This window comes from Helicobacter mesocricetorum, from assembly GCF_900198605.1.
Taxonomy (GTDB): Bacteria; Campylobacterota; Campylobacteria; order Campylobacterales; family Helicobacteraceae; genus Helicobacter_D; species Helicobacter_D mesocricetorum.
The window spans coordinates 1-17,718 of record NZ_FZPJ01000026.1; the positions used below are offsets into that span (position 1 = coordinate 1).

The 17,718-nt window shown below is 35.3% G+C and carries 16 protein-coding genes; 14 read left to right on the top strand and 2 right to left on the bottom strand.

Translation table 11 applies throughout. From position 1 onward, the window contains the following. Window positions 1-20: 20 nt before the first annotated feature. On the bottom strand, window positions 21-665 hold the full coding sequence (gene nth, locus C6H18_RS06315; RefSeq protein ID WP_104722270.1) for an endonuclease III: 645 nt from the start codon (window positions 663-665) through the stop codon (window positions 21-23). Window positions 666-674: 9 nt separating this feature from the next. Continuing rightward, window positions 675-3,140, bottom strand: a complete 2,466-nt coding sequence (locus C6H18_RS06320; protein ID WP_233704085.1) for a YhdP family protein — start codon at window positions 3,138-3,140, stop codon at window positions 675-677. A 73-nt stretch (window positions 3,141-3,213) separates the two neighbouring features. On the opposite strand from C6H18_RS06320, the gene mltG reads away from it, so the two are divergent. From mltG to C6H18_RS06395, 14 genes are all read left to right on the top strand, one after another. Then, the gene (gene mltG / locus C6H18_RS06325) at window positions 3,214-4,164 is read left to right on the top strand and encodes an endolytic transglycosylase MltG (RefSeq protein ID WP_104722272.1); all 951 of its coding nucleotides are present in this window, start codon (window positions 3,214-3,216) and stop codon (window positions 4,162-4,164) included. A 131-nt stretch (window positions 4,165-4,295) separates the two neighbouring features. Further along, window positions 4,296-5,237: a malate dehydrogenase gene (locus tag C6H18_RS06330; RefSeq protein WP_104722273.1), complete on the top strand. Its 942-nt coding sequence runs from the start codon at window positions 4,296-4,298 to the stop codon at window positions 5,235-5,237. Window positions 5,238-5,324: 87 nt separating this feature from the next. Beyond that, window positions 5,325-5,636, top strand: a complete 312-nt coding sequence (locus C6H18_RS06335) for a 4Fe-4S binding protein (RefSeq protein WP_034554981.1) — start codon at window positions 5,325-5,327, stop codon at window positions 5,634-5,636. Window positions 5,637-5,647: 11 nt separating this feature from the next. Then, window positions 5,648-6,775 carry a 2-oxoglutarate synthase subunit alpha gene (locus C6H18_RS06340; RefSeq protein WP_104722274.1) on the top strand — a complete coding sequence of 376 codons (1,128 nt, stop codon included), beginning with the start codon at window positions 5,648-5,650 and terminating at the stop codon, window positions 6,773-6,775. Window positions 6,776-6,777: 2 nt separating this feature from the next. Then, window positions 6,778-7,611: a 2-oxoglutarate ferredoxin oxidoreductase subunit beta gene (locus C6H18_RS06345; protein WP_104722275.1), complete on the top strand. Its 834-nt coding sequence runs from the start codon at window positions 6,778-6,780 to the stop codon at window positions 7,609-7,611. Continuing rightward, the gene (locus tag C6H18_RS06350) at window positions 7,608-8,174 is read left to right on the top strand and encodes a 2-oxoacid:acceptor oxidoreductase family protein (protein ID WP_104722276.1); all 567 of its coding nucleotides are present in this window, start codon (window positions 7,608-7,610) and stop codon (window positions 8,172-8,174) included. Before C6H18_RS06345 ends, C6H18_RS06350 begins: the two co-directional genes overlap by 4 nt. 244 nt (window positions 8,175-8,418) lie before the next feature. Beyond that, window positions 8,419-9,993 (top strand): 4Fe-4S binding protein, encoded by a 1,575-nt coding sequence (locus tag C6H18_RS06355; RefSeq protein WP_104722277.1) that lies wholly within the window; start codon window positions 8,419-8,421, stop codon window positions 9,991-9,993. Then, on the top strand, window positions 9,984-10,592 hold the full coding sequence (locus tag C6H18_RS06360) for a molecular chaperone TorD family protein (RefSeq protein ID WP_104722278.1): 609 nt from the start codon (window positions 9,984-9,986) through the stop codon (window positions 10,590-10,592). The genes C6H18_RS06355 and C6H18_RS06360 overlap by 10 nt, the downstream gene beginning before the upstream one ends. Window positions 10,593-10,696: 104 nt before the next feature. Then, window positions 10,697-10,891 (top strand): twin-arginine translocation signal domain-containing protein, encoded by a 195-nt coding sequence (locus C6H18_RS06365; protein WP_104722279.1) that lies wholly within the window; start codon window positions 10,697-10,699, stop codon window positions 10,889-10,891. A gap of 12 nt (window positions 10,892-10,903) precedes the next feature. Beyond that, a complete protein-coding gene (locus C6H18_RS06375) occupies window positions 10,904-13,723 on the top strand; it encodes a molybdopterin-dependent oxidoreductase (protein WP_233704086.1) in 2,820 nt (939 codons plus the stop codon). A 15-nt stretch (window positions 13,724-13,738) separates the two neighbouring features. After that, on the top strand, window positions 13,739-14,365 hold the full coding sequence (gene fdh3B / locus C6H18_RS06380) for a formate dehydrogenase FDH3 subunit beta (protein WP_104722282.1): 627 nt from the start codon (window positions 13,739-13,741) through the stop codon (window positions 14,363-14,365). 9 nt (window positions 14,366-14,374) lie between these two features. After that, complete coding sequence (locus tag C6H18_RS06385; RefSeq protein ID WP_104722283.1) at window positions 14,375-15,316, top strand: formate dehydrogenase subunit gamma; 942 nt, start codon at window positions 14,375-14,377, stop codon at window positions 15,314-15,316. Next, window positions 15,316-16,098 (top strand): formate dehydrogenase accessory sulfurtransferase FdhD, encoded by a 783-nt coding sequence (gene fdhD / locus C6H18_RS06390; protein ID WP_104722284.1) that lies wholly within the window; start codon window positions 15,316-15,318, stop codon window positions 16,096-16,098. The genes C6H18_RS06385 and fdhD overlap by 1 nt, the downstream gene beginning before the upstream one ends. 180 nt (window positions 16,099-16,278) lie before the next feature. After that, window positions 16,279-17,718, top strand: a 1,440-nt coding sequence (locus C6H18_RS06395; protein ID WP_158654881.1) for a hypothetical protein, incomplete at its 3' end; no start/stop codon positions are given.

The following is a 17,718-nucleotide window of genomic DNA, read 5'->3' on the forward strand; positions in this document are numbered from 1 at the left end:
ATAAGAAGAAGTTTTAGGGGTTAGCGGGGTTTATAGCTTATCTTGCTTTTGCAAAGATGATTTAAAAAGCAATCTTGGCATTGTGGATTAAGTGATTTGCAGGTATATCTGCCAAATAAAACCATAGCTTGGTGTAAAGTGTTAAGATTGTCTTTAAAGGCTTTCGTTAAATCTTCTTCTGTTTGTAGAGGTGTGGTTGCCTTACTTAATCCTAGTCGGTGAGAGACTCTAAAGACGTGAGTATCTACTGCTATAAAATTAGCATCTTTAGATTCAATTAAGACGACATTAGCAGTTTTTTGTCCAACACCAGATAAACTTTTTAGTGCCTCTCTATCTTGTGGTATTTTGCCTTGAAAGTTTTCATAAACTTCCTGCGCCATTGCTTTGAGGTTTTTAGCTTTATTATTAAAAAATGAACAAGTTTTAATGAGTTCTTTTATTTCTTCTATATCCGCATCCTTAAGTGAAATGATATTGGGGTATCTTTTAAAGAGTGCTGGTGTGATAAGATTGACGCGCTTATCAGTGCATTGGGCAGAGAGCATTACAGCAATGAGTAATTCATAGTCATTGGTATAGTTTAATTCTGTTTTTGCGTTTTTATAATGTTGCAAAAAAAGGGATTTTATTTCTTGAATTTGTTTTTTGGTGGCTTTTTGCATAAATTTCCTTTATTCCATTGTTTCATTGTTTGCTTTATTAAAGATTTCAAAGGGTGAAGTAATAACGCGTTTTAAGACATTAAAAGGAGAGAGGAGAATATCTTGAGTAACTTTGGTTTGAATAATAGGATTTTCTAGTGTCCCTTGTATTGTAAAGTTTGTATAAATTTTACCCTCTTTACCAAGCAGGATGTAATTGACAACAGGGATTTTGTTAATAATATTGCTTAAGGATTTCACGGTAATGAGTTGTGCGTAAAAATCAAGATTATTGTCGCTTAAAGAAAGAATGCCTTTTCCTTTGATATCAATAGAGCTACCATTAAGTTCAAGGGATTGTATCGCAAGGAATTCCTCATTAAGCCCAAATTGAATAGTCCCATTTTTAATATAATAACCATCTTGATTAAATCCCGGGTTTTTAAGGCTTAATAATGCAGGGATGGTATCAATAAAAGCCATAAAGTTTTGAAGAATATTGAGTTCATTTATAGAGGTATTGAATAATTTTATTTCACCTATTAACACCCCTTGTAGATTGGTATTAGCGTTTAAGAAGAATCTTCCTTGATGAAAGGCGTTTTTTTTAATGAAAGTATTAATAAATTCATCTCCAAATTCTCTAGCGTCAATCGTGTAAAAATGACTTTTTTTATAGATATCTGCTACACCATTTTTATATTTTAAGGTTCCTTTTATCTCATCTCCTACTATCGAAAATGAAAAGTCATCACTTAAGAGCATTTTATCTTTAAAAAGGATATTAGAGTTTTTTCCCTCAATGGTTAATGGAATATCATCAAGGATATGGTTAGAAATTTGTGCTGTGTCAATGAAGAAAGTAAGATTATTAAGATGAAGGTTTTTAGACCACTTAGAGCTATGGAATTTAAAGGTATTATCTTTTGTTTGGATAGTAAAGTTTGTCGGCTGATAATCTAGTAATAAATGCAAAGAATCCCAAGGTTTATTTGTTGATTTGTCTCGTAAAAAAGGTTGGCTAGATTGAATTTTTAAATCACCTTTGAAATGTTTAAAGTCTTGTGTGGATATTTTGACTTCTCCACCTTGTAAGTAGTAGTTCTTTAAAAATTTAGAAAAAGGTAGGAAAAATGCAATGTTTTGGAAGTTAAAGCTATAAGAATCGCTTAGGATAGCTTTGAAGGCAAAGGTTGGGAATGAAAGAATAGTTTTATCTTTGTTTTGAAAATCTACATTAAAAGGCAGTTTTTGCCCTTGTATAAACAAAAATTCTGGTAGCTTTTCGGATAATAAAAGAAAATCAATCGCTAAATCTCCGCTTAGATTTTTGTTATGTGTATTGATAATGAAGCTTGTATCGGTTTTTAAGAGGTTTTGATATTGAGTGTTTTTTGTCTCGACATAAATTAGTTCATTATCAAGTTTGACTTGGATAGTATCAGAAGTTAGAGGTATAGAATTTATTAGGGTTTTTGCATTTTGGGTGTCAAAGAAACCCTTTGCTTCTAAAGAATGGGAGATTAAATCAAGTCCCAAATAAAGATTAGTTTTGATTTTTGCTTCAGGTATGGCAATAGGAAGTGTGATATGGTAAGCTTGTAAAAGCTCTAAAATGGCTGAATCTAAAATCGTATCTGTGGTAATATTGATTTGCAAAAAAGGATTTGTTGTAAGATTTTTTAAAACAACTCGACTACCATTTAGGGAATGATGTTGGTAGCTAAGGTTAGCGGGATAAAATTCTAAAGCATTATTTTGGAAGATTATTTGAAGATTATTAGTATTAACGGGTGGAAGATTGGAATGAAAAGTGATATGTGCATTGTTTGCTTCTAGGGAGACATAAAGATTTTTTAGGGAATCTTCTAGGATATTTTTACTTTTTAAAGGAATATTAACTAAAAAGTCGTGAATCTTTATATCTGTGGCAGAATAGTTGTCAAAAATCCAAGAATCTACGAGTGGGCTTTGTATTTTTGGAAGAATAGGGCGTAAAAATTTAATATCTTTAAAAATAGTGCTAGAACCAGTAAGTAAGAGGTTATTAAGAGTGCTGTTAATTTGCAAATGAATACTTGCTAAAGTGTTGTAATCTTGAGATTGTAAAAAATCTAGTTTTCCTACAAGGTTTAAAGATTGTTTTTTTAGATTATATTCTCCATTGCCTTGATAGTAGATGTTATAAGGTTTTAAATAAAGATCTTGAATCTCAATAAGGACTTTAGAAGAACTTTCATTAAGATTAAGTTTTGCATAGATTTCAGGGAGATTAATCGTAAAATTATTTCCATCATAAAATAAATTTGCCTGATAGTCTTCAAAAAGTATTTTCTCAATACGAATTTGTTGAAAATATTGCAAGATTAAATGAATATTTTTTACATATTGGATTTGTTGTTTGATATTGAAAGTCTTTTGTTCTGTGGAATCTATGTTTGTTAGATTAAGAGTTTGGAGTTGCACAATTAATTTTTTATCTAACTTTAGATACAATCCTTCAAGCTTTACCCCAGCAATTTCAAATTGGTGAATTTTTATTCCATTGTAAAGAAAGGCATAGAGTGTTATGGATATTCCAATAAAAAATGTAAAAAATAGAATTATTTTTAATGTTTTTATCGATAGTTTTTTCATTTTACTAATTGTCTTGTGTTTTTATTTGCAAATTCCAATGAGTTCTAGCAAAGTGGTTTATATCCCACAAGGAGGAACAAACGAAATTATAACATACTTAAGAAAAAATAATTTTGACTTAATGAAAATTGATGCTTATATTTTACAATTTTTTGGACATATCCAAAGCGGTTGGCTAGATATTGGTAGGACGCAATTAACCAAAGGAGAGTTTTTATATCTAATAACCAAATCAAAGGCGGTTTTAGAAGATATTACGCTTATTCCAGGTGAGACTTTGTATTTTTTCATTAAAGATTTAACGCTCCAATTAGGACTTGATGAAGCAAAATTGCATCTAGCCTATAAAGAATATGCTCCTTACATTGATGGAGTGATTTTAGCAAATACCTATAAGATACCAAAAGGCATTAGCGAAGAACATTTGATGTATTATCTTGTTAATACTTCTTTAAAAGAGCATCAAAAATGGGCAATAAAATTTTTAGGTGAATATGATGAAAAACAATGGTTTAGGTATATAACACTTGCTTCTATTATCCAAAAAGAATCCGCCAATTCTGATGAAATGCCTTTAGTTTCGGCGGTTATTCATAATCGTTTAAGATTGAAAATGCGCCTACAAATGGATGGTACATTAAATTATGGAAAATATTCCCATACAAAAGTTACTCCTGAAATGATACGAAATGATACAACCTTTTATAATACTTATCGCTATGATGGAATCCCACAAGCACCTGTTGGGAGTGTGAGTTTTAAGGCGATTCAAGCAGCTATATTTCCTGCAAATGTCGATTACCTCTATTTTGTAAGGAATAAAAATGGCGTGCATTCTTTTTCTAAAAGCTATCAAGAGCATTTGGAACATTTTTCAAAATAACAAAAAAATGCAAATAATAAGATTTATTTAAGGTAAAATGATTGACAATACTAACAGATAAAGTTAAATAAAATTTTGCTTTTTGTAAAAAATACAAATTTATTTTTATCTTCTTAAGGATATGTAAATTTATGGAACGAGTTAAGAAAGTTGGAATTATAGGTGCAGGTCATGTAGGTTCTACTTTAGCCTTTATTTTATCTGCTACAACCCCTTATGAAATTGTTTTACAGGACAAGGATAAAGACAGAGCTAGGGGTATGCTTTTAGATATGTTCCAAGCCTCTTGTATAGATGTGAATTTTACAAAATTAGGTGTAATTGCTTCTCCTAAAGATTTACAAGGCTGTGATGTTATTGTAATAACAGCAGGTTCTCCAAGACTACCCGGAATGAGCAGGAATGATTTATTGTTTGCAAATGCCAAAGTTGTTAGCGAAATTTCAAAAGATATTAGAGAAAATGCACCAGAAGCTATTGTTGTGCTTGTAACAAATCCTCTTGATGCTATGGTTTATACTGCATTAAGAGAAACGGGGTTTAATCCAAGACAGATTTTAGGTATGGCTGGTGTGTTAGATAGTGCAAGAATGGCAAGTTTTATTTTTGATAAGATTCGTTGCGCTCAAGGACAAATTGTAGCTCCTGTTATGGGAGGACATGGCGATGATATGGTGCCTCTTTCTAGGTTTTCTACAGTTAATGGTGTGCCACTTAGTGAATTGCTTAGTCAAGAAGAAATTGATGAAGTCATTAAGAGGACTAAAAATGCAGGGGTTGAAATTGTATCCTGTCTGAAAAATGGTTCTGCTTATTTTGCGCCTGCAAAGGCTACTGCAGAAATGGTGCGAGCTATTATGAGTGATAGCCATAAAATCTTACCTTGTGCTGTTTTTTTGCAAGGGGAGTATGGTTATACCGATGTAGTAAGTGGTGTGCCTGTAGAGCTTGGCATTAATGGAGTTGAAAGGATTGTAGAATTGAAACTTAATGAAGTGGAAAAGAAGCAATTTGATAAATCCATACAATCTGTTTTAATTCTTGTTAATGAATTAAATAAAAGTTATTTTTGAATCTATTTTTGAGGAGGGATAAAATTTAAAAAATATCGACTTGAAAGTGGATTTTTAGTTTTCTAAAAAATGATAAGGAGTTAAGAAATGGGATTATTAAAAGCACCGGAAAATACTCCGGTTTGGGTGAATGAGAGTCGTTGTAAGGCGTGTGATTTATGTGTATCTGTATGCCCTAGTGGAACTTTAGGTATGCAGTTAGATGAACATAAAGTTTTAGGGAAAATTGTTAAGGTTATTCATCCTGAAAGTTGCATTGGTTGTATGGATTGTGAGTTACATTGTCCAGATTTTGCGATTGCTGTTGCAGACAAAAAAGAATTTAAATTTGCAAAATTAACAGAAGATTCTAAGCAAAGAGCAGAAGCAATTAGGGCTAATGGTTTTATGGTTCTATAAAGGAGTAAAAAGTGAGCAGAGAAATAATTTCAAGTGGAAATGAATTGGTAGCACACGCAGCTATTGATGTAGGCTGTAAATTTTTTGGCGGTTACCCTATTACGCCTTCTAGTGAAGTAGCGCACGAAATGAGTGTATTATTGCCAAGAGAGAATGGGAGTTTTATCCAAATGGAGGATGAAATTGGGGGAATTTCTGTGGCACTTGGAGCGGCGATGAGTGGTGCGAAATCAATGACTGCCACTTCAGGTCCTGGAATTTCTTTAAAATCTGAACAAATTGGATTAAGCTTTATGGCAGAGATACCTTTGGTGATTGTTAATGTAATGCGTGGAGGACCATCTACGGGATTGCCAACTCGTGTAGCGCAAGGCGATATTGCTCAAGCGGCTCATCCAACACATGGTGATTTTCAGTCTATTGCCTTGTGTCCAGGTAGTTTAGAGGAAGCATATACAGAAACAGTTCGTGCTTTTAATTTGGCAGAGAAGTTTATGACTCCTGTATTTTTATTGCTTGATGAAACTTTGGGGCATATGCACGGTAAAGCGATAGTGCCAGATTTAACAGAGATTCAAAAAGGTATTATAAATCGTCGTGTTTTTAATGGCGACAAGAAAGACTATAAACCTTATGATGTTGCACAAGATGAATCAGCTATTTTAAATCCTTTCTTTCAAGGTTATCGTTACCATATTACAGGATTGCACCACGGACCTACAGGATTCCCAACAGAAGATGCTGTGCTTTCTCAAAATTTAATTGATAGGCTTTTTAATAAGATTCTTAGTAAGAGGAATGAAATTGTAGCTTATGAGGAATATAAACTAGAGGATGCCGAGATTTTATTAATTGCTTATGGCTCTACTTCAAGAAGTGCTAAAGAGGCAGTAGATAGATTGCGCGAAAGCGGTATTAAGATAGGGCTTTTTAGACCTATTACAATTTGGCCATCCCCTAAAGAACAATTAAAAGAATTAGGTCAAAGATTTAATAAGATTCTTGTAGCAGAACTCAATAAAGGACAATTTTTAGTAGAAGTTGAACATATTATGAAAAAGAAAGTAGGCTTTTTAGGGAAGGCAAATGGACGCCCATTATCTCCAATGGAAATAATCAATAAAGTGAAGGAGTTATAAAAATGGCATTTAATTATGATGAGTATTTAAGAGTTGATAAAATGCCAACACTTTGGTGTTGGGGTTGTGGCGATGGTATTATTTTAAAAGCTGTCGTGCGAGCTATTGATAAGCTTGGTTGGAATATGGATGATGTTTGTTTGGTAAGTGGGATTGGCTGTAGTGGTCGGGTTTCTTCTTATGTAAATTGTAATACAGTGCATACTACACACGGTAGAACATTAGCTTATGCTACAGGGATTAAATTAGCAAATCCTACAAAAAAAGTTATTGTTGTAGGTGGTGATGGTGATGGTTTAGCTATTGGTGGAAACCATACTATTCACGCTTGTAGAAGAAACATTGATATTAATTATGTGTTGATTAATAATTTTATCTATGGTTTGACAAATTCTCAAACTTCCCCAACAACACCAAAGGGAATGTGGACTGTAACCGCACAATATGGCAATATTGATCCTACTTTTGATGCTTGTAAATTAGCAGAAGCAGCAGGAGCGAGTTTTGTAGCTAGAGAATCTGTTTTAGATCCTAAAAAGATGGAAAAGGTTTTAGTAGAAGGGTTTCAGCACGAAGGTTTTAGTTTTATTGACATTTTCAGTAATTGTCATGTTAATTTAGGTAGAAAAAATAAAATGGGAGAAGCAGTAGATACGCTTAAATGGATTGAAAACCTTGTTATCTCCAAAAAGAAATATGATGCTTTAGAAGAATCTGAAAAGTCTCAAAAATACCCAACAGGAATCTTACATCATAATCCTGATGCAATAGAGTATTGTAAGGCTTATAAACAAGTGCAAGAAAAGGCACAAGCTAAAAAGGGGGGTGCAAAATGAGAAGACAACTTCGCTTCACAGGAGTTGGGGGACAGGGAGTTTTGTTAGCGGGTGAAATATTGGCAGAAGCGCAAATTAAAAATGGTGGGTATGGTGTTAAAGCAGCTACTTATACTTCCCAAGTTCGTGGTGGTCCTACAAAAGTTGATATTTTGCTTGATGAAAATGAAATCTTATATCCTTATGCCAACGAAGGAGAAGTAGAGTTTATGTTATCTACTGCTCAAATAAGCTATGATCAATTTAAAGGGGGATTAAAAGAAGGCGCAACGATTGTGATAGAACCAAACTTAATAACACCTAGCGAGGAAGATAAACAAAAATTTAAAATTTACTCTATTCCTATCATAACCATAGCAAAAGAAGAAGTAGGTAATGTTGTTACTCAATCTGTTGTTGCCCTGGCTATAACCGTAACTTTAACGAAATGTGTAGAACGAAATCTAGTCTATGACACAATGATTAGTAAGGTTCCAGCTAAAGTAATTGAACTTAATAAAAAAGCTTTTGAAATTGGCGAAAGATATGCTAATGAGGCTTTGAAAAAAGGTGCTACCAAGTAAAACTAGCAAAAGCTAGTTTTACTCTAAAGTAAATATAAAACTTGTTGCTATAACTTTAAATTCCTAATCTGAACTTCTGATTTAAACTTCCAAAATTAACAAATTCAAAAACTTAAATTAAGCTTTGGTATATATCAATAAATATAATGAAATGTTTAAAAAAATATTGACTTTTATAAGATATTAGGAGTAAAATAAAGAGTAAAAGCTGTATTGATAAGGGCTTATTTATAAAAGGTTTTTGATGAAATTTTTAAATTCATTGCCTATGGGTCATTTATTATTAGATAAGAAATATTTATCCTATAAGGAGCAATTAGATTTTTTAGGTAAAACACAAGAAATAATTGATGATTTTGCCCTTGATTCAAAACACCTAGCAATTAACAATAAAATCGCCCTTTTTTATGCGAGTGAATTAGGGGATTCTACCTTTTCAAAAATCCCTTCTATTGTGAGGCATTTTGCCAAAGATTTAGAAAGTGAGTTTGAAGTTTTTTGCTTGGATATTGATGATGTTTCTATGGTTAGTGGAAGTTTTGGTTCTTTTGTGGCAAAAATGAAAATAGACAAACAAGACAATCAAGATAGCGAAATTTGTTTTTCTCAAGGGGTAATGTTTGTTTATGATGAAAATCTTTTGCGCTTTAGAGGGATTGAAAGCGTTGCAGATTTTGATAACCCCAAACACTTAATGGAAACTCTTAAAGAGAATCTTAAAGGGGTAGATTACAAAGAAGTCATTAGCTTTAAGGATGAGATTTGCCAATACCATCATCGCCGCGATAAGCATTGTTCCAAATGCACACAGATTTGCCCTACTTTTGGGGTGGGGGCTAATGATAGCTTGATGGAGCTTGTATTCTCTCCTGTTGATTGTATCTCCTGTGGTGCGTGTGTGGGGGTTTGTCCTACGGGGGCTTTGGAGTATGAGGAGATGCCAAAGGGGGGTTTAGAGGAGATTATAGAGCTTTATCAAGATAAAAAGATTTTTTTGTGTGATAACAAATCCTATGCCTATCTTGTAGAAAAGGGTTTTACTTTGCCTCCTTCTTTTCTCCCTCTCGTGTTGCCAAACCTTTTGTTTTTAAACGAAAATGATCTTTTGACAATGCTTCAAACTAGTGGATATGAGATTCTTGTTTTTGGACTTAAGGAGTCTTTGTTAAATCACTGGATAGAAAGCGTTGTGTGCTTTGTAAATCACCTTAGTATGCAAGTTTATCAAAAAAATGCCATTTATTATGTGAGTGAGTTAGGGCAAATTAATGAGGCTTTGAGTGCCATTGGGAGTTTTGAATCATATCTTTATAAAAACCGATACCACAGACCGCATCGTGAATCTTTAGCGCAGCGAATTTCTTATCTAATCAAAGATAAAGACTTTGGCGTTGCAAAAAGTGCAGAACCTGTTTTTTATGGGAATATCAAGGTGGATTCTATGCGATGCACACTTTGTCTCTCTTGTGTGGGAGCCTGTAATGTGAATGCCATTTTTGCTAAAGAGGATGATTTTTCTTTGCGATTTAATCCTTCTATCTGCACTACCTGTGGTTATTGCGTAACATCCTGTCCAGAAAATGTGATGGAGCTAAGTAGGGATGGGTTAGAGCTTAATAGAGAATACTTTAAAAGCAGGGAACTTGCTAAAGATGAGCCTTTTAAGTGTGTAGAGTGCGGAAAGGTTTTTTCGACTAAAAAATCTATTGATAAAGTTTTTGCGATTCTAAGCTCTGCTTTTGCTTCTGATGAGAAAAAGTTAAAAACACTCCAATGCTGTCCAGATTGCAAAGTTAAAGTAATGTTTGGATGGCTTTAATGCTTCATTTAACCAAAGAAGAACAGCAAAATATTCAAAATGCCAGAATCCTCTACTATGATTTTTTTAATGGTTTTTTTGTGTATGAACTCATTGAGGGGAGATTAGAAACTTCCCAAAAGCAGATTTTGATTTTGAAGCAATCTTTATTAGAAGAATCCTTAGATGAAAGTCTTGGCTATTTGCAACAAGAAATAAACAATAAGGGTATGCAAGGCTTTAAGCAAGAGCATACGCAAATGTTTGCTTTACCCTTTGGGGAGAAGCAAGTTGGGATTCATCTCTCTCACTATTACGAAAACTGCATTGGCGGAGAAAGTTTGCTAAAAGTGCGTTCGCTTGTGAAGCAAAGTGATATTCGTTTAAATAGAGATAACTTCAAAGATACCGAAGAACATATCGGGTTTTTATTTGGGTTTATGCGTTATTTGGTAAAAAAAGACCAAGAGGATTTAGCCAAAAAAGTTTTTACATTTTCTAAAGATGCTTTTTTGACAATGTGTCAAGAAATAAAGGCGCGAAAAGATGCAACAATATATTTACACTTGGCTTTATTATTGGAATCTTTTTTGAAATTTGAGGAGGGATTTTATACTTAAGCTTTATAAACAGCAATAGTAGTTTTTGGCGGTGTTTCCACTAATGCTTTTTAAGTTTAAAAGGTTTTAGTGGGATTATCCCAAATTTAAACCAAGGAGTGCCAATGCAAAAAAGCAGACGAGAGTTTTTAAAAGGAGCCGCTAAAACTTCGGTAGCTGTGGCTGGTGTTGGGGTTGTCCTAGCAGGCTGTGATAAGAAGATAGAGAGCAAAAATATCATACGAGGAAAATCCAAAAAAGAGGAGATTCTCTACCAAAAAAGCAAACAATGGGATTTGTATTATTCTGTTGCAAAATAAAAGGAGATAAAAATGAGTGAAACAATGAGAAGACGCAATACTAGACGTGCGTTTTTAAAAATGACTGCTCTTGGTAGTTTAGCGGGTGCTAGCAATGTCTTTGGTGCTGATTCTTCAAAGACAATGCGTTCTGCTACAAAGCAGGAATTGCAAGAAAAATATCCCAACTCAAAAAAGATAAAAACAATCTGTACGCATTGTTCTGTGGGTTGTGGAGTAATAGCAGAAGTCGTTGATGGTGTGTGGGTGCGTCAAGAAGTGGCTCAAGATCATCCCATTTCTCAAGGCGGACATTGTTGTAAGGGCGCGGATTTAATCGATAGGGCGCGGAGTGAGACGAGGTTGCGTTATCCGCTTGAAAAAGTCAATGGTAAATGGCAAAGGACAAATTGGGATGAGGCAATGGATAAAATTGCTTCTAAATTAAGTGCGATTCGAGAAGAGAGCGGTCCTGATGCGGTGATGTGGATAGGAAGTGCGAAACTTTCTAATGAACAAGCCTACTATTACAGGAAGTTTTCCGCATTTTTTGGAACCAATAATATCGACCATTGTAATCGCGTTTGACATTCCCCAACAGTTGCCGGTGTGGCAAATACATTTGGGTTTGGCGGAATGACAAACCATATTGGCGATATGATGTTTTCAAAATACATTTTTATCATCGGGGCAAATCCTGCGGTTAATCACCCTGTCTCAATGGTGCATATTTTGCGCGCAAAAGAAGCTGGGGCAAAGATTGTCGTCGTCGATCCTAGATTTACCAAAACAGGTGCAAAAGCAGACGAGTATTATAGAATCCGAAGCGGGACAGATATTGCGCTTATTTATGGAATGCTCAATCATATTATCAAAAACAATCTTTATGATAAAAAGTTTTTGGAAGATCGTGTTTATGGCTATGAAGAGATTATTAAAGAAGCGATGCGATATACAATTGAAGAATCAAGCAATATCACAGGGATTCCTGTTAAGGATATTATCCATATTGCTGAAGAAATGGCTGCTGCAAAACCTGCGAGTTTGATTTGGAATCAAGGCTTGACGCAACACACTGTTGGGACGAGCAATACTCGTATTATGCCGATTTTGCAAATGTTTTTAGGAAATATGGGTAAAAATGGCGGAGGCGTGAATATTTTAAGAGGACACGATAATGTGCAAGGTAGCTCGGATATGGCGGCAAATCCTGATGTATTGCCGGGTTATTATAATCTAAGCGAAACTTCTTGGAGACACTTTGCTAAACATTGGTATGTAGAATATGATTGGCTAGTTTCTCGCTTCAAAGATAAAAAGATGATGGAAACTAAAGGTTACGCACATTCTACTTGGAAATTTGGCGTTCTAGATGAAGAAAATATCCAAAACAATGCGGGAACTAAGCTTCGTGCTTTGGTGGTTATTGGTTCGGGTATGACTTCTGTTTCTTTGCTAGATTTGCAAAAAAAGGCAATGGATAAATTAGATCTTGTGGTTTTTGTCGATCCTTATGTGAATGATTTAGCCATTTATAGCGAAAGGGATGATAACCTTTTCTTGCTTCCAGCGGCTTCTCAAATGGAAAGTTCTGGTTCGGTAGCGGCAACAAATCGTAGCTATCAGTGGCGTTCTAAGGTAATGGAGCCTTTGTTTGAATGCAAAGAAGACCAAGAAGTGCTTTTTGAGTTTGCTAAACGATTTGGATTCTTAGAAGAATTCCAAAGAAGTCTTTATGAAAATGCCAAAAAAGAGGGAAGAAGTGAATTTATATGGCCAGAAGATGCGACAACAGAGCTTACTCAAAGCATTCGCTCTATTGGATTGCAGGGGATGAGTTATAAGCGTCTAAAGGCTCATCAAGAAAATTGGCATATGTTTGATAAGGTTACGCTTGAGGGTAAAGGACCATTTAAGGGTGAATACTATGGGCTTCCTTGGCCTTGTTGGAGTGATAAGCATCCCGGAACCCCTGTGTTTTATAATGATTCTATTCCTGTTATGCGTGGGGGTATGGGATTTAGAGTAAATTGGGGAGATGTCTCACCTGATGGGAAAAGTATGTTCTCTCCACATAGATTGCCTAATGCTAGTGTCGCAGGGCATTCTCCTGTTAGCGCAGCAAATGCGGAATCTCTAGGCATAAAACTCACCAAAGAGGAGCAAAAGCAAGTAGAGGGGACTACCTACGCATTAGGCTTTGGGAATAATACCTTGGTAGAAAAGGCACTTGAGGCTGGACTTTGCCCTTATGGTAATGGAAAGGCAAGGGCGGTTGTATGGAATTGGTATGATAAGATTCCTTTGCATCGTGAGCCTATTCACTCTGTGCGGGGAGATTTAGTGGATAAATATCCGCAATTCCCCGATAAACCTAATCACTATCGGGCAAATATCAAGTATCGCTCAAGACAGATTGAAAAAGATTGGGTAAAAGAGTTTCCTATTAATCTTTTAAGTGGGCGTTTGGTTGCACATATGGGGACTGGGACAGAGACAAGAAGTGCGAAATATTTAGCCGAAGTTGAGGGTGAGATGTTTGTAGAGATACACCCCGATAAGGCTTTTGAGCTTGGGATTAAAGATGGCGATATGGTTTGGGTGTATGGAACTATGGATACACGCGCTCTTATTAAAGCAAAGCTTTCTTATCGTGTGGATGTCAATAGCGTATGGATGCCGCAAAACTTTTCAGGCTTAGAGCAGGGCAAGAATCTACTTGATAAATACCCTCAAGGCACTGCAGCCTATGTGATTGGCGAGTCTGCTAATATGGTTTCAAGCTATGGATATGATTATAATACCGCTTGTCCTGAGACAAAATGCGGTTTATGTCGCATTGAAAAAGCCTAAGATAAGGAGAGGGTTATGAGTGAGATTCAAACAAATCTTGATAATTTTTCAAGGATTAAGTTTTATTGCGATACAAATCGTTGCATTGAGTGCCACGGCTGTGATGTGGCTTGTAAAGAGGCACACCATTTACCGGTTGGCGTCAATCGTAGAAGGGTAATTTTGCTCAATGAAGGGCAAGTTGGTAAGGAAAGCGCAGTTTCTATTTCTTGTATGCATTGTGCCGATGCTCCTTGTGCGCAGGTTTGTCCTGTGGATTGCTTTTATATCCGTGCAGATGGAATCGTATTGCACGATAAAAAAACCTGCATTGGCTGTGGGTATTGTTTATATGCTTGTCCTTTTGGTGCGCCACAATTCCCAAAAAATGGAGTTTTTGAAAGTCGGGGTGCTATGGATAAATGCACCTTTTGCGCAGGAGGACCAGAGGAGACTAATAGCCAAGAGGAATATGAACTCTATGGGCAAAATAGAATCGCAGAAGGAAAAGTGCCAATGTGTGCGAGTATGTGTTCGACAAAGGCTCTTTTAGCTGGAAGTGGTGAAGAGGTTTCAAACATTATTACCCATAGAGCGGCAATGAGGGGGCAAAATATTCCCAATGCAGTGCCAAATGTTTGGAAAACTGCGTATGGAAACTAAGGAGATTGTATGCAATTATTTCAATCTTTTTTTAGAATTTCTGCTCTTTTTTTAGCTTTAATGGGTGCAGTATTGGCGGCGAATATGCCAAATGCAGAGAATGGGAAGCAATATGCAGAAACTACGCAGGGTAATAATTCTTTAATGATTAACCCTATGAATCCTAAACTTTATGGCGGTCCTGAAGTAGAGGCTGTGAAGTCTTGGGGCATTGGTTCGCCAGATTCTGTGGGCTGGGGAGAGATTTTTACCCTTTTGCAAGGGCATTATTTTTCGACAATTTTTGCCTTAGTGATACTTTTTACTATTTTGGCTTTTTTGGGGCATTATATGGTGATTGGACAAAGGAAGTTTAATCACGGAAAAAAGATTCGTGTATTTTCTTCTTATAACATTGTCGTGCATTGGTGTGCGGCGATACCCTTTGTGCTAATCGCTCTTAGTGGGTTAATAATGGTTTTTGGCGATAAGCTAGGCGGTGGTGGCTTTGTGCGATTGGCTAGAGATATACACGCAATCGCTACTCCTGTCTTTGTCGTCTTTGGAATCTTGATGTTTGCAATGTGGGTAAAAGATGCGCTTCCCAAGCTCTATGACATTGAATGGTTTATGATAATGGGTGGCTATTTATCCAAACAAAATCGTCCTATTCCAGCGGGTAAATTTAATGCTGGGCAAAAAATGTGGTTTTGGGTTTGCACCATTGGTGGCTTTGTAATGGCAATTTCTGGTGCATATATGTATTTTCAGTTTGCAGATATTGAGACTTTGAGGGTAATGGCATTAGTGCATAATGTTTTAGGTTTTTTAGTTATCGCGCTTTTAATTACGCATATTTATATGGCAGTGTTTGCTATTGAGGGTGCATTAGGGGCAATTTTGGATGGAAAAATGGGAGAGGAGGAAATTGCTATTTTGCATAGCTATTATTACAAAGAGATTAATGCCTAATGTATAATCTTTATCAAACCTTACCCATTGATAAGATAAAAACAAGTGGGGAGGTTTGCGTAGAGGTTGATTGTGTGATTAAAGAGGAGAGGATTGCCTTTTATCTTAATGGCAAAAAACTTCTTTCAGTTATGAGTATCCCTAATGAGCAAGATTTTCATATTATAGGGTTTTTGATAAGTGAAGGAGTTTTAAAACATATATCAGCAATCCAAAATATAACGATTGCCAAAGATGGTAAATCGGTGTGGATAGAGGCTAAGATTGTAGAGGAGAATCTAAAAAATCTTTTTAGGGAAAAGACGCTTACTTCTGGTTGTTGTGTAGGTGTAGCAGGGAATTTAGAGGGGCATATCATAGAGAAGTTTATCCACTCTGCTTACAAAATAAGCATTGATGAGATTTTTAAACATCTCCAAGTTTTTTCGCATTCTAGTGAGCTTTTTGATAAAACAGGCTGCGTGCATAAAGCAATGCTGGTTTTAGAAAATCAAATTTTAGTTTCAGAGGATATTGGGAGGCATAATGCTATTGATAAGGTTATGGGAAAGGCGGCAATGAAGGGTGTTGATGCGAGTAATGCTGTGCTATTTGTAAGCGGAAGACTTTCTTTAGAAATGGTGGTTAAGGCGGTTATGCATAATATCCCTGTTATAGTCTCTAAAGCCGCAGCTACTTATATGGGTATAAAAGCCGCCCAAGAAACAGGAGTTACATTAGTTGGGTTTGCTAGGGATAATAAAGCCAATATTTATACACATAGTGGGAGGATTCTTGGTTAAATATTTATAAAATTCTGAATTTCCATTCCTAAATATAAAAATTTTAGCTATAATTGAGGGCATAGCATAAAGAATGGAGATTAAAAATAATATTCTTAATATAGCAAATGGGGAGGATATAAGTTATGTCAGATTCCGCACTCACACTGAAAAATATATTCTGCGGGGGGGGGGGCAATAATGCCTTCTCTTTCGGCTACTCTACTCGCCCAAAGGATATCTTCTCCAAAAATTGATTCTAATCTTTTAGAATCCACAATCCATACTCAAACTTTAGGAATTAATTCTAAACCTAATCATCAAAGAATCTCTCCTGCTTTTCTCTCTTTAATCTGTATGGGTGTTTTATTGAGTATTCCTAACAACATACACGCTAAAGAGGATTGGACGATAACAAATGGTGCTACTTTAGATACTACGTCTAATACTGACAAACTTACAATTTCAATTACTAATAAACAAATCTCTGCTACTCAAAGGAAAGATTATAAAAACTTAGAGATTACAAGTAGTGGAAGCATTACTAATACTGACAATAAGAATGCTATTAATGTAGGCAGTAATGCCAAAGTAGGAACCATAACTAATAAAGGTAATATTAACACCCAAGGCACTAGTGTTGAAATGAAAGGAACTATTGCAAACTTTAATAATGAGGGGACTATAAAAAATACTAAACAATCTGGATTGGCTATATTTGGGATGAATTCTAAAATAGAGACATTTAATAATAGCGGAAGTATAGGAACTAAAGGAAGTTCTGTATTGTTTATTAATTCTACCACTGATTATTTTATTAATAGCGGAACAATAAAAGATGAAAGTGGAACCTCTTATGCTATAACGGTATCATCTTCTACGGCTAAAAACTTCACTAATATAGGAACTATAACAGGTGGGATTCAAGGTATATACTTTAATAGTGCTACTATTGATAATTTTACAAATAAAGGAACTATAAATGCTACTGATACATCAGCCCAAGCTGTATATATGGGGCATTCTAATGTAAAAAATATCACTAATGAGGGATACTTAAAAGGTGCAACTGGTATCCAAATTACAGGCTCCACTATTACTAATGTAACCAATAAAGGAACCATAGAATCTACTGGAGATACACTAAATCTTGGTGCTATTGTTGCCTATGATACTAAGATTGCAATTATTAGCAATGAAGGAATTCTTAGTGCCAAAAAGAATGGTATTAATTATGGATCAGGAGTAAATGTAGATGAGATTATCAATAAAGGAACTATAAAAGCAGAGGGATTTGGTATTAATTTTACAGGATCTACACCAGCTAAATTAGGAAAGATTACTTTAGCAGATGGTAGCTCAATAGAATCTAAGTTAGATGCCATTAGTATTAATGCTAATAATAAAAAATACGAAGTAGGGTCTATTGATATTCAAAAAGGTGCCACTATCAAAAGTGAGAGTGGGGCGGCTATTAATGTAGCCTCTAATAGTCATATTACAGGGGATATTACTATAGCAGGAAAGATAGAAGCAAAAACTGGTATTGCTAATGCAGGGAATATAGCAGGAAATATTAGTGCTTTAGATAATACAGATTTTAGCATTGAAAATAAAGGAGGTGGTAATATAGTTGGAGGC